This is a genomic window from Paraburkholderia sp. MM5477-R1, from assembly GCF_050436385.1.
Classification (GTDB): domain Bacteria; phylum Pseudomonadota; class Gammaproteobacteria; order Burkholderiales; family Burkholderiaceae; genus Paraburkholderia; species Paraburkholderia tuberum.
This window is the reverse complement of the sequence record NZ_JBNDMC010000006.1, coordinates 2,201,657-2,214,610: the sequence shown is the minus strand read 5'-3', so window position 1 is coordinate 2,214,610 and position 12,954 is coordinate 2,201,657. Positions and strand designations below refer to the sequence as shown.

12 protein-coding genes and 1 pseudogene are annotated in these 12,954 nt (G+C 65.7%); 8 read left to right on the top strand and 5 right to left on the bottom strand.

What is annotated here, in order from left to right; translation table 11 throughout:
• Window positions 1-53 precede the first annotated feature (53 nt).
• Both OKW35_RS28630 and OKW35_RS28625 read right to left on the bottom strand, forming a co-directional pair.
• On the bottom strand, window positions 54-1,499 hold the full coding sequence (locus OKW35_RS28630; RefSeq protein WP_429553785.1) for a cytochrome-c peroxidase: 1,446 nt from the start codon (window positions 1,497-1,499) through the stop codon (window positions 54-56).
• 162 nt (window positions 1,500-1,661) lie between these two features.
• The gene (locus OKW35_RS28625; RefSeq protein WP_429553784.1) at window positions 1,662-3,386 is read right to left on the bottom strand and encodes a phospholipase C; all 1,725 of its coding nucleotides are present in this window, start codon (window positions 3,384-3,386) and stop codon (window positions 1,662-1,664) included.
• A gap of 289 nt (window positions 3,387-3,675) precedes the next feature.
• Between OKW35_RS28625 and OKW35_RS28620 the strand changes: the two genes are divergently transcribed.
• From OKW35_RS28620 to OKW35_RS28595, 6 genes and pseudogenes are all read left to right on the top strand, one after another.
• Window positions 3,676-3,993 carry a YXWGXW repeat-containing protein gene (locus tag OKW35_RS28620; RefSeq protein ID WP_184060263.1) on the top strand — a complete coding sequence of 106 codons (318 nt, stop codon included), beginning with the start codon at window positions 3,676-3,678 and terminating at the stop codon, window positions 3,991-3,993.
• 244 nt (window positions 3,994-4,237) lie between these two features.
• Window positions 4,238-4,828, top strand: a pseudogene (locus tag OKW35_RS28615) (RNA polymerase sigma factor); the annotation flags it as partial.
• On the top strand, window positions 4,825-5,241 hold the full coding sequence (locus OKW35_RS28610; protein ID WP_184038265.1) for a hypothetical protein: 417 nt from the start codon (window positions 4,825-4,827) through the stop codon (window positions 5,239-5,241). The pseudogene OKW35_RS28615 and the gene OKW35_RS28610, both read left to right, overlap by 4 nt.
• Window positions 5,238-5,750 carry a periplasmic heavy metal sensor gene (locus OKW35_RS28605; protein WP_090805856.1) on the top strand — a complete coding sequence of 171 codons (513 nt, stop codon included), beginning with the start codon at window positions 5,238-5,240 and terminating at the stop codon, window positions 5,748-5,750. Before OKW35_RS28610 ends, OKW35_RS28605 begins: the two co-directional genes overlap by 4 nt.
• A gap of 82 nt (window positions 5,751-5,832) precedes the next feature.
• Complete coding sequence (locus tag OKW35_RS28600) at window positions 5,833-7,329, top strand: DUF1800 domain-containing protein (protein ID WP_429553783.1); 1,497 nt, start codon at window positions 5,833-5,835, stop codon at window positions 7,327-7,329.
• Window positions 7,330-7,334: 5 nt separating this feature from the next.
• A complete protein-coding gene (locus OKW35_RS28595; RefSeq protein ID WP_429553782.1) occupies window positions 7,335-8,483 on the top strand; it encodes a DUF1501 domain-containing protein in 1,149 nt (382 codons plus the stop codon).
• A gap of 221 nt (window positions 8,484-8,704) precedes the next feature.
• Here OKW35_RS28595 and OKW35_RS28590 read toward each other — a convergent pair whose 3' ends face one another.
• Both OKW35_RS28590 and OKW35_RS28585 read right to left on the bottom strand, forming a co-directional pair.
• Window positions 8,705-9,268, bottom strand: a complete 564-nt coding sequence (locus OKW35_RS28590; RefSeq protein ID WP_429553781.1) for a flavin reductase — start codon at window positions 9,266-9,268, stop codon at window positions 8,705-8,707.
• Window positions 9,269-9,315: 47 nt separating this feature from the next.
• A complete protein-coding gene (locus OKW35_RS28585; protein WP_429553780.1) occupies window positions 9,316-10,710 on the bottom strand; it encodes an LLM class flavin-dependent oxidoreductase in 1,395 nt (464 codons plus the stop codon).
• Between the two features lie 185 nt (window positions 10,711-10,895).
• Between OKW35_RS28585 and OKW35_RS28580 the strand changes: the two genes are divergently transcribed.
• Window positions 10,896-11,465 (top strand): helix-turn-helix domain-containing protein, encoded by a 570-nt coding sequence (locus tag OKW35_RS28580; RefSeq protein WP_184060247.1) that lies wholly within the window; start codon window positions 10,896-10,898, stop codon window positions 11,463-11,465.
• Window positions 11,466-11,483: 18 nt separating this feature from the next.
• On the opposite strand, the gene OKW35_RS28575 is transcribed toward OKW35_RS28580, so the two are convergent.
• A complete protein-coding gene (locus OKW35_RS28575; RefSeq protein WP_429553779.1) occupies window positions 11,484-11,861 on the bottom strand; it encodes a BON domain-containing protein in 378 nt (125 codons plus the stop codon).
• 741 nt (window positions 11,862-12,602) lie between these two features.
• Between OKW35_RS28575 and OKW35_RS28570 the strand changes: the two genes are divergently transcribed.
• Window positions 12,603-12,914 carry a hypothetical protein gene (locus tag OKW35_RS28570; RefSeq protein ID WP_429354225.1) on the top strand — a complete coding sequence of 104 codons (312 nt, stop codon included), beginning with the start codon at window positions 12,603-12,605 and terminating at the stop codon, window positions 12,912-12,914.
• Window positions 12,915-12,954 lie beyond the last annotated feature (40 nt).

Here is a 12,954-nt window from a genome sequence, read left to right as displayed (position 1 = left end):
CGGGCCGCGTGCCGCAGCCTGGAAGCTGCAGCGGCGGCGTCCAGCGCGGCTGCTCAGTCCTTGTACCCGTCGCTCAGCGTCTTCATGAACGCGATGATGTCCTGGATGTCTTGATCGGTCATTGCGGGCTGGTCGCCGAACTTGCGGTCGAACGGCGCATCGGCGACATCCACGTTCGCATGGTATTGCGGCGGCAGATCGTCGTACTTCTGCACCTTGCCCGACGCATCGCGCGGATAGATTCTGTCCGGCGACGTATTGCGCAGGTTGTAGAAGTCCAGCACCTGCTTGAGGTCGTGATACACGCCATTGTGGAAGAACGTCTTGCGTTCGGCGGCATTGCGTAGTGTCGGCGTCAGGAACATGCCGCAATACTGCGTCTCCCTGGCCATGTCGGTCCGGAAGGGCCCACAAATGCCCAGGTCGTAGAACTTCGGATTCCTGTTCGGCGCAAGTTCGCGATTGCGCGGCACGCCGAGCGCTTCATACTGCGTGTCGGTAAACAGAGGCGGAAGGCCGTCCGACGTCGGCTGGCTCAGGTGGCAACCCGCGCAATTGGCCTTGTCCTTGTCGTTGAACAGACGCAAGCCACGTAGTTCGGCTTGCGTGAGGCGTGCACGTCCTTCGAGCCAGGCGTCGTATTTGCTCGAGAATGGATGGAACGCCGGGTCTTCGAATTCATACCGACCGATCGCGAACATGGCTTCCGACACGAGCAGATCGGGATCGTTGACGACGTGCGGACCGAAAAGTTGTCTGAGCGTATCGATGTGCTTCGAGTGCCTTAGCTTGTCGGCAACCGAAGCCAGGTCGGGGTTCGCCATCTCGACCGGGTTGGTCAGCGGCCCAAGCGCCTGGTCCTGCAGCGTGCTTGCCCGGCCGTCCCAGAAGAGTCCCCCTTGCGGCACCATAGCCGGCGCGGCAGGCGCAACGCCCGCGGTTTTCTGGGCGCGCTGCACGCCTAGCGCGGCCGAGGCCTGCGTATCGAGGCTGACCGGTGCGGCGTCGGTATCGCCCTGATCGGGACCGATGCTGAACGGCGCCTGGCGATACAGGTACGCGAGCGATGGCACCGGCCGATAGCCCGCTTCCGTCATGTGAAGGCCGCCCGGTTGTACCGTCAGGTCGTTGGGAGGCGAGAAAGCGTGCGCGGCGCTGTGGCACGACGCGCACGACTGTTTGCCCGACGCCGAAAGCGACGGATCATTGAACAGGTCCCTGCCGAGTACCGCGACCGCGCTAAGGGGCGCGACGGGGGGACGCTGGAGCTTGACCGGATGGGCGTTGAGGCCCGTCAGATTCTCGACCGTATCGCCGATCGCCGCGGGCATACGCTCGGGATAGATCAGCGCGTAGCCAACCAGAGCGGCGCCCAGCAGCACGATGCCCAGCACTATCCGGAGGATCAGGCGACGCCACGTGCTGCTCGCAGCGCGAGGGGACGGGGCGCTTGCGGTGGGTAGTTGCGAAGACAAGGTGGCGTTCGAACGACGATTCATGGCGATAGCGGTAGGCAAGCTGAACTGCAAACAAGCACGTCGAGCCACCGTACCGGCTGGCTCGACGTCATCACTGATTGACGGGCATCAACAGCTCCGTTCCCTGAACGTCACACCGCGTACTTCCCTGTGCGGCAGAACGGACGGATAAACGGTGGCTCCTTAGTTCGTTGCAGGAGGAGCCGACAGCTTGGTGCCAAGGTTCGTGTCGAGGTACAACGCCGGCGTTTTGCCACCGTTGGTGAAGTCGAACAGCGACGCGATGCTCCCCGTCGCCGCATCGTGCGATCCGTTGCCGATGCGGGTGCCGCCGAGCCAGTTGTCTTCGATGAACCTGACAACCGAAGCCTGAGTGATCGCCGTGTGGTCAACGTAGTTGCTACGTGCGTACGGCGAGATCACCAGAAGCGGAACACGCGTTCCCGGGCCGCAACGGCCGTTGACAGCCGCGCCTGTCACGCCGACGCCTTGCTTCGCGCCCGTTGCGTTGCAGGTGCCGGCGCCGTTCAGCTGGTCGGCGGTGGCGTCAAACGACGAAGTCGTCGGCGTCGCATAAGCGTGGTCGTACCAGCCATCCGAATCGTCGTACGTGATGATGACGGCGGTGTTCTTCCAGTCCGGCTGTTGTTGCAGGAAGTTGACGACCTTCGTGACGAACGCCTGCTCGTCGATCGGATCCGAGTTGCCCGGGTGCGCATCGCCGACGGCCGGTGCCTTCAGGTAGCTGACCGACGGGAAGTTGCCCGCCGAGACGGCCGTGAAGAAGTCGTTGACGTCGTATTGATGGTGCACCGGCGTCGCCGTCGAATCGAGCGGGTCGGTCTGTCCAATCAGCGCGGTCGACGTCGGGCGCGTGTGCGCCAGGTTGGCCGTCGTAGCGTAGTACTGGAACCAGTTGTGGTGAGGTACGTAGTCCGTCTTCGTTGCGCCGAGGACCGACGAGTAGGTACTGCGCTTGCACGCCGTGGTGCCGTTCGAGTTGGTGGCGCTCAGGTCGAAGCCGCCCATGAAGCCGCCCCACGTAATGCCTTTCGCGTTGAGGAGGTCACCAATGTTTTTGTTATTCGAGCTCAGCGTGGCCTGGCCGCTCGACGTCGAGGTGTTGCACACGTCCCCGGTCGGGTCGGAATCGCCGTTCATCGTGAAGCTGCCCGCGCCGTCGGCAATCACGTTGTCGCCTTGAGCGGCACCGTTCGCAGGAATAGCGCCGTTGGTCTGGCCGGAAACCACCTCGAGCGCGCCCGGTGTCGACGGACCGTACGTGTCGGTGTACATGTTGTCGCTCATCGCGAAGTTCTGCGCGTAATTCCACAGCGCGGTGACCGTGTTGCCGTCGAAATAGCCCATCACGAGACCCGGCGTGCCGAACGTCGAACCGCTACCGGCGCTGTTGTTACCCGTGTACTTGGGGAACAGGTCCGCCGCGCCATTGTCGTAGGCGAGCTGTTCCTTCATGTAGTCGTGCGACTGGCCGTTGGTGTTGGCCTGGCTGCGGTCGAGGCGGAACGGATTGATACCGCTGCCTGCGGAGGCCGCGTTGTTCGCCGTGTTCAGGAAGTTCGGGTTGCTCGTCAGAAGCGAATTCTGATTCAGATTGTTGATCTGGGCCGGCGTGTTCGCCGCCGTGAACGCCGGTTCACCGACCGGGTTCTGCGCGTTCGGATAGGTGCCGAAGTAGTGATCGAAAGAACGATTCTCACCGAAGATCACGACGAGGTGCTTGATCGGCGTTGCCGTGGCCAACGCGTCCTGGGCGGATACGGTAGCAGCCGGTGCGGAGGCCGGCGCGGATGCAGTCGAAGGAGAGCTGACGCTGCTGTTTCCGCATGCGCTCAGCACGAACAGTGCGGCGGCAAACGGAATGGGCAAAAGGGCTTTACGAAACATTTTTTGGTGGCTCCACATTCGCGGTCCAGCCCTTCCATCGATAGGTATGAACGGTGCTGGAAATTGTTGTTAGAAGCGTAACGGCCGACGCCATTGATTGCAGCCCGGGCATTGGACCATCAAAAAATGAAAGTTTTCGGGCAATACGCCGACTATTGCCTTTCGTGAGCCCGACTGTATTCGTGCTTTTTTGCCAATAGCGCGACGGATTTCTTCCGCTGCCGCGTTCAAGTAGAAACGGGGCCGTCCTGGGCGCCGACTTGTTCCAGCCTTGAAGGGAGAAATCGACATGAATACCAACCGCATCGCTCGTCTGCTCGGTTCCACGCTGAGCGCCGCGCTGTGCTGCGCGGCCACGCTGACCGCCGCGCCCGCCTCCGCACAAGTGATGATCGCGCCGATGGCACCGCCGCCGCCGCGCGTCGAAGTCGTGCCCGCGCCACGGGACGGCTATGTGTGGGATCAGGGCCGCTGGCGCTGGGAGCACGGCCGCTATGCGTGGGTGCCGGGCCACTGGCAGCCGGTGCGCGTCGGCTATCACTGGGTGCCCGGGCATTGGGCGCAACGTGGGCCGCACTGGCGCTGGATCGAAGGACATTGGGCTTGAACGAGGCTTGCGATGAAAACCCTCGTGATGATTCTGCTGGCGGCCTCGCTCGCCGGCTGTGTGGTCTATCCGGCACGCCCGGCCTATTACCGGCCGGCGGTCGTCGTATATTGACCGCGTACGTGATACCTGGCCGGATAGCGGCGTAGCCGCACGACAACATAACGACACGACAGCTGAAGGAGCGGCGGCAAGTGAACGACGTTGATCCCGTGATGCGGTCCTCACGCGAAAGCGCGCGCGTGATGTCGCGACCGAGCCGCACGCCTTGAGCGACGCACCACCCGATCCGGACGCCGAGCTGGTCGCGCGGGTGGGCCGCGCGGAGCCCGGCGCGGTCCGCTCGCTGGTCGCGCGCAAGCTGCCGCGGCTACTTGCGCTCGCCACGCGCATGCTCGGCGATCGCATGGAAGCGGAGGACATCGCGCAGGAGGTCTTCGTGCGAATCTGGAAACAGGCGGCGCGCTGGCGCGAAGGCGAAGCGAAGTTCGACACGTGGATGCATCGGGTCGCGCTCAATCTTTGCTATGACCGTCTACGCGGCCAGCGCGAAGACCCGAGCGACGAACTGCCCGATTCGGCCGATCCCGCCGCGCCGCCCGACGCGCGGCTCGAAGCACGTGCCGACCACGCGCGCGTGCGCGCGGCGCTCGCCGCGCTGCCGGCGCGACAGCGCGAGGCACTCGTGCTGACCTACTACCAGGAGATGTCGAACCTCGACGCTGCCGCCTTGATGGGCGTCAGTGTCGATGCGCTGGAGAGTCTGCTGGGCCGCGCGCGCCGCGGTTTGCGCGCTCAACTGGCCGGCAGCGGCCTTAGCAAGGACAAGTCATGACGCCCGAAAGATTCCATCAGATCGTTGCAGCGTACGGCGCCGACGCGCGCCGCTGGCCGGAGCGCGAACGCGAAGCCGCGCAGGCGTGGGCGCGCGCGCATCGCGACGAAGCCGATGCGGCGTTGAGCGACGCGGCCAGCCTCGACGCGTGGCTCGCCGCCGACGAGCTCGAGCCGCCGAGCCTCGAACTGCAGCGTCGCATCATCGACCGTGCGCCGTCGCGACGCCCAGCCGCGCGCTGGCGTTTGTGGTGGTCGGGCGCGGCGGTGGCAGGTGTCGGGCTGCTGGGCGGCGTGGCGGGGGCGTTCGCGGTGTCGTTCTTCGTGCTGACCGGGAACGCGCCGGTCGTGCATGAATCCTCGTATCTGACTTCGAGCTTCGGCGGCAGCTCCGCCGATTGGAGCGGCGAATGAACGGGCGCTCGTGGAAATTTGCGCTGCTGGGCTCGGTGGTGCTCAACGTGTTCCTGCTCGGCGCGATCGCCGGCGGCGCGTATCAATGGTTCGCCGCGCACGGTGCGAATCCGCCGGCGGCGGCGCAGGACCGGCGCGCGCTGCGGTTCGCCGCCGAGCCGCTGTCGGCGCAGCAGCGGCAGGCGTTTATCGACGGCCTGAAGAGCGCGCGGCGCGACGGCCGCCAGTATGCGCGCGATGCTCGCGAAGGGCGTCGTGAGGTGCTGCGTCTGCTGGCCGCGCCGAAGTTCGATCGCGCCGCACTCGATGCCGCGCTCGCGCGCACGCGCGCGGCCGACGTCAGCCTGCGCGCGATGGTCGAAGCGAGCGTCGCCGATTTCGCGGCGACGCTGACGCCCGAGGAGCGCGTCGAATTCGCCGAGAGTTTGAAGTTGCGCGGGCAATGGCGCGAAGCGCAGCCGGCGCCGAACGCGAAAAAACCGGCGGCGAATGCCGCATCGAGCGAATAAAAAATGCGCGCGATGGCGACGGATTTCGGCGTGTCGGCCGTTTAACGGACATGCAGGTGTCCTACCTGCCGACGAGGATCGTATGGCCAACTCACCGAACCTGAATGCCGCGGCGATCGCACTGAACCGCTTCGGCCTCGGCGCGCGCGCCGACGACACGCCGCCCGCCGATCCGAAGGGCTGGCTGCTCGCGCAGTTCGAGCAGTATCAGCCGCGGCCCGACGCGTGGGCGAACCAACCCGATTCGATCGCATTGTCGACGCAGCTCGTGCAGCAGCGCATGCAGATGGAGCAGCAGTCGAAACAAAAGGCGGGCGAGGAGACCAACCCGAGCCAGAATGCGAACAACACCGCAGCACCCAGCCAGACCGACGCGCAAGCCGCCAGGCAAGCCGAAAGAAAAGCACTGCGCGTCGAGATACTCGACATATACCGCTCGTCGGTCAATGCGCGCGTCGCAAGCGCGCTGACCACGCAGACGCCGTTCGTCGAACGCCTCGTGCATTTCTGGGCGAATCACTTCGCGGTGTCGACCGAAAAGCCCGGCGTCGCGGCGCTCGCCGGGTCGTTCGAAGCGGAGGCGATTCGCCCGCACGTGCTCGGCCGTTTCGAGGACATGCTGGTGGCCGTCGAGCGCCATCCGGCCATGCAGCTATTCCTCGACCAGACCCGCTCGGTCGGTCCCGACAGCATGGCCGCGCTGCGCGCCGCGCAGCGCAATCCGGACAACAAACGCGGACTCAACGAGAACCTTGCGCGCGAGATCATGGAGCTGCATACGCTCGGCGTGCGCAGCGGCTATAGCCAGGACGACGTGACCGAGTTCGCGCGTGCGCTGACCGGCTGGAGTCTCGTCGGCAATCCGGGGAGCGGCGGCGCCAATGCAAACCGGCGCGCGCTCGAACAGAACGGCGAACCCGGCAGCTTCGTGTTTCGTCCCGCGCTGCACGAGCCCGGCTCGCGCACGATCATGGGACGCCGCTACGACGAAGCCGGCGAACAGCAGGCGCTCGCGATCCTGCGCGACCTCGCGCACGCGCCGGCCACCGCGCGGCATATCGGCACGAAGCTCGCGCGCCATTTCGTCGCCGACAATCCGCCACCTGGCGTCGGCGAACGTCTGGCCGATGCGTTCGCGCGCAGCGACGGCGATCTGCCGACCGTCTATCGCGCGTTGATCGATACGCCGCAAGCGTGGTCGCCGGCCGCGGTGAAGTTCAAGACGCCGTGGGAGTGGACCATCTCGTCGATGCGCGGACTCGGCTGGCACGAGCCCGGCAATCTGCAGAGCGCGCCGATCCTCACGCAGCTTGGCCAGCCGGTGTGGCGGCCCGGTTCACCCGCCGGCTACGACGATATCGCCGCGAGCTGGGCCGCGCCCGATGCGCTCGTGCGTCGCGTCGAAGTCGCGCAACGTTTCGCCGCGCGCGTGGGTGACCGGCTCGATGCGCGCTCGCTCGGCCAGACCTTGCTGGCTGGCTCGCTCAGCGAGCCGACGGCCACGGCGGTGTCGCGCGCGGAAAGCGCATCGACGGCGATCGCGCTGCTGCTCGTATCGCCCGATTTTCAACGGAGATGAACGCCATGCTGTCACGTCGCAAGTTTCTGAGCGTCGCCGCCGCCGGTGCCGGCGCAATGCTCGTGTCGCCGCGGATTGCGTTCGCGCATGTCGCGACCGACCGCCGCTTCGTGTTCGTGATCCAGCGTGGCGCGGCCGACGGGCTGAACATCGTCGTGCCGTACGCGGACCCCGCGTATGCGACGCTGCGTGGGCCGCTCGCGATCGATGCGTCGAACGCGCCGCATCTGGACGGCACGTTCGCGCTGCATCCGGCGCTCGCGCAGATGGCGAAGCTGTACGCGCAGCGCGAGGCGTTGTTCGTGCACGCGGTCGCCTCACCATATCGCGACCGCTCGCATTTCGACGGACAGAACGTGCTGGAGACCGGCGGCACGTCGCCGTATCAGACGAAGGACGGCTGGCTCAACCGGCTCGCCGCGCAACTGCCCGCCACCCGCGAAAACGCGATCGCGTTCGCGCCGACCGTGCCGATGGCGCTGCGCGGGCCCGCGGCGGTGACGTCGTATGCACCGTCGGCCTTGCCGCAGGCGCCCGATGATCTGCTCGCGCGCGTGTCGCAACTGTACGAGCAGGACGCGCAACTGCGTGCGCTGTGGGAATCGGCGATGGCGGCGCGCGGCCTTGCGGGCGACGCTGGCGCGCGCCAGGACCCGGCGAGCCTCGGCAAGCTCGCGGCCAGTTTTCTGGCGCGCGACGACGGTCCGCGCATCGCGATGATCGAGACCGGCGGGTGGGACACGCACAGCGCGCAGAACGCGCGGCTCGCGAATCAACTGAAGGCACTCGACACGATGCTCGCGGCGTTGCGCGACGGCATGGGTTCATCTTGGAGCAAGACCACGGTGCTGGTCGCGACGGAGTTCGGCAGGACCGCCGCCGCGAACGGCACGGGCGGCACCGATCACGGCACCGGCTCGGTCGCGATGGTGGTGGGCGGGTCGGTGCAGGGCGGACGCGTGATTGCCGATTGGCCGGGCCTCGCGCCGCATCAGCTGTATCAGTCGCGCGACCTGAAGCCGACCGCCTCGCTCGATGCGTTGATCGCCGGCACCGCGAGTGAAAGCCTCGGGCTCGATCCCGAACGGACGGCGGCAGCGCTGTTTGGTCGGACCATGGCGGGCAGACCGATGACGGGCATGGTGCGGGCGTGACGCGTCGATCGCACAACGGCGTGCAATGACGATGGCACGCAGGCGTGATGGGCGATCGAGGGTTCCGTCGGCGAGCGACCTGCGATCGCGGCGGACGGGGGTTCGCGTCGCATCGGCATGGCGAATCGCGTGAGCCGACGCTGACTGCTTTGCTCGACGCGTTGATCGTCGGTGCAGCGAGCGAAAGTATTGCGCTCGATCCGGAGCGCACCGCGGCCGCGCTATTCGGCCGGACGATCGCGGGCAGGCCGTTGGCGAGGGTGGGGCGGGGCAGGTGAAGCGGCGGGCGTCGCGTGAACCGAGCGCTCGCCGACGCGATGATAGCGGCGGCCGTAGTAGATCAGCGCATCGCCCGCGCCCTGCGTGCGCGCGGCTTTCACCGCGCAGAAGAACACCGTGTGCGTACCGACTTCGGTCACCGACTCGATCTCGCAGTCGAGCGACGCGAGCGCGTCCTGCAACACCGGCGCGCCGGTTGCGAGGTCGTCCCATTGCGCGGCGGCGAAGCGCTCTTCGATCGCGAGCGCGCTCGTGGCGAAGTGCGCGGCAAGCGCCTGCTGCTCGGCGCTCAGCACGTTCACGCAGAGCTTGCCGTTGCTGCGAAACGCCGCGTTGTTGCGGCTGCTGCGGTTGATGCAAACGAGCAGGGTGGGCGGCTCGTCGGTGACGCCGCAGACCGCCGACGCGGTGCAGCCCGCAAGGCCGGCTTTGCCGTCGCTGCTGATGATGTTGACGGCCGCGCCAAGCCCGGCCATCGCGTCGCGGAACGTGCTCTTGTCAAGCATGGGGGCCTCTGCTGGAAGTCGGGTTCGCCAAAACAACGGTGGTCGAGTTAGCCGCGAGCCTCGTCGTCCGGCGCCGCCGCGCAAGCCGGCGAACGGAAGCGCGCCGCCGTGTGGCTCGCAGGCAGCCGCGCGTGGCCGAACAGCTTTTCGCGCAGCGTGCCGTCACGATACGCGCGCTTGTACGCGCCACGCTCCTGCAGCAGCGGCACGACCAGTTCGATGAAATCGTCGAAGCACTCGGGCACGACGGTGCGCGACAGATTGAAGCCATCGACGCCGGTTTGCTCGGTCCACGCGATCAGATCGTCGGCGATTTTGTCGGCCGAACCGACGAGCGGCTGCTGGCGGCTGCCGAGCACCATCTGTTCGAGCAGCTTGCGCTTCGTCCATTGCGGACCGGCCGCGCGCGTCATCGCTTCGACGTTCGACACGATCGCCTGGCTCTTGCCCGTTTCGATCGGCTCGTCGAGGTCGTAGCGCGCGAAGTCGATGCCAAGCGACGCGGCCGCATGCACCAGCGCCGCCTCCGAGCTCACATAGCGGCGGTACTCCTCGAATTTCTCCCGCGCTTCCTGATCGGTGCGGCCCGTGATCACGGTCTGGCCGAGCAGTACCTTGATGTCGTCGGCGCGGCGGCCGCCGGCGACCGCGTGCGCGCGGATGTCGTCGACGATCGTCTTGACCGCCGGCTTCGCCTGACCGTTGACGAACACGCACTCCGCGTGTGCCGCCGCGAACTGTTTGCCGCGCGCGGACGAACCGGCCTGATACAGCACCGGCGTGCGCTGCGGCGACGGCTCCGCGAGATGCATCGCATCGACGCGGTACTGCTTGCCGTGGTGATGGATCACGTGGACTTTCGACGCGTCCGCATAGACGCCGCGCGCCTTGTCGCGCAGCACCGCGCCGTCTTCCCAGCTGCATTCCCACAGCTTGTACACGAGCTCCATGTACTCGTCGGCGAGATCGTAGCGGTCGTCGTGCGCCATCTGGCCGCTCAGGCCGATCGCGCGCGATGCGCTGTCCAGATAGCCGGTCACGATGTTCCAGCCGACCCGGCCGCGCGTCAGATGATCGAGCGTCGACATGCGGCGCGCGAACAGAAACGGCTGCTCGACCGACAGATTCGACGTGACGCCGAACGACAGATGCCGCGTGAGCGCGGCCATCGCCGGAATCAGCAGCGTCGGATCGTTGACCGGCACCTGCACGGCGCCGCCGATTGCCGCGTCCGGGCTGCCGCCGTAGACGTCGTACACGCCGACCACGTCCGCGAAAAAGATGCCGTCGAACAGGCCCGCTTCGAGCTTGCGCGCGTAGTCGGTCCAGTACTGCAGATCCGTGTAGCGCGTGGACTGATCGCGCGGATGGGTCCATAGCCCTTGCTGGATGTGGCCTACGCAGTTCATGTCGAACGCGTTGAGAACGATTTCCTTCGGCATGGTGTGTTCCTGCTGATGAGCGGGTTCGGGGGATGGCGTTGCGTTTAATATAGTGGACGAAAAATCACTATGCAAGACATGGTTGGCTGACGTGGATGAGGGCGCGTTGAACGCCGTTTGGACGCCCGCTGCCGCATCGCATCGATATAATTTCGCGGTACTCACCTCTGCACCGACAACCCGCCATGTCCGAAACTTCCGCCATCGATCTGACCCAGGCGATCTCCGCGCGCGTGAAGACCGAGCGCGAGGCGCGCAACTGGTCGCTTGCCGAGCTGGCCGAGCGCTCGGGTGTATCGAAGGCGATGATCAGCAAGATCGAGCGTGGCGAGGCGAGTCCGACCGCGATGGTGCTCGGGCGGCTGTCGGGCGCGTTCGGGCTAACGCTGTCCACGTTGCTCGCACTCGCCGAGCAGACCGGCGAGCGGCTCGTGCGTCATGCGGACCAGCCGCTGTGGGAGGACCCCGAAACCGGCTATACGCGGCGGCGTATTTCGCCGCCGACCGGCGGCGTGCTGGAACTGCTCGAAATCGAATTGCCGACTGGGGTGAGGGTGCCTTATCCGTCGGATGCGTTCGTGTTTCAGCATCAGCAGATCTGGGTCACGCAAGGGGTGCTGACGTTTCGCGAGGGCGCGCTCACGCACCGGCTCGAAGCGGGGGATTGTTTGCAACTCGGTGCGCCGGTCGAATGCGAGTTCTTCAATGCGGGCACCGAGGTGTGCAGATATGTGGTTGGGTTGGTGCGGCGCTGAGTTTCGTCCAGCTTGTGCTCAGCTCCCGCCACTCCCGCGGGATGGCAGGTTCAGGGTGAGTCTGTTGGTCACCGAGGCCACGCCCGGCACGCCTTTCGCAACATCGCCGGCCTGCTGGATCATTTCGCCTTGAGGCACCGAGCCGGTCAACGTCACCGCGCCGCCGCGCGCCCGCACGAACACGTTCGATACATTGAAGCCCGGCGCTTTACCGAGCGCGCGCCGCACGTCGCGGCCGAGCTTGCGATCCGCCGCACGCGTCGACGGGGCGGTCGTGGCCGGCGCGGCTGCCGTGGCGGCGGGCGCCTGCGCGTCGCTCGCCTGGGCATAGGCGCTGGATGCGGTTGCCACGCACAATGCAATACCGAGCACCTTCAAAAGATTGACTGTTTTCACTGTTTCACCATCCTCGATAAGTTGATGTCGCTTCGTTGCATGTTACAAACGTCGCGCTTTGTCGAGCAGGTCTGTACTCTGGGAAGCGTCTGTCTTGTAGAGGAGTGGTAGTGTTGGCGCTTCCGGCGCGGTTAAAAGATACTCCTGACGGCGCGGACATGCCAAAAAACTGAATCGCGGAAGGAAGTGCGTGCGGCTTGATTCCAGCACGGTGCGACACAGGCACCGGCATACGACGCAGCCGACTATAAGCGCGGGCGCGCGGCGGCTAGTTTGTCCCAGAACGACGGAGGTAACGAAATACTCGAATCTCCTTCACCGCCATCTCCGCGGGAAAATTCGACGGACGGACCGAGATAACGGGGCGGCGAATACGGATTCAGCGAGTATCGCAGACCCGTTGACCAGAAAAGATCGGGGACAGGCGTGCTGAACGTGCGCTGTGCAAGCAGCTTCCCAGTCTTGGCATCGAATAGCCGGCCGACATATACGAAGCGACAGTCCGAGTAGATGATGAAATCGATCCGCGCCACTGTTGTTCATGAGTCAATCTCGGCAAAACCCGGAGAATTCTGAAAGCGAGGCCGCCGGGAGCCGTCCACGCTCCCGACCCGCATCCCGCTATTTGGCAGTAAGCTCCCGTTGACGGGTTCGCGTGGAGGCTGCGCGACCCGGCGTGTGGTTCACGATTCGCAGCCGCAATTCGTACGTTATTGCCAATTTTTTCAGGGGATATCAGTGATGAAGAGCTTCGCTATTAAACGAATCATGCTGGGGGTTTCGGCCGTCGCACTGATGGCCGGTACGATTCCGCTCGCGCTCGCGCAGGGCTCGACGGATGCCGCAGCCCAGGAAGGCGCGACGACGACCACCCCAAAGCCGACCAAGGCCGAGCGCAAGGCAGAGCGCAAACAGGCCCGCGCGAAAAAGAACGCCGAGTTGAAGAAACTCGAAGACGCGGGCTACCAGCCGGCGCAGAACGATCCGAACTATCCGGACAAGCTGCAGGCAGCCCAGAAGAAGGCCGGCGTTGGTGTGCCTGCCAGCCAGTAACGGACAGGCGGACGCCCGGCGTGGCATTCATCGTTGATGA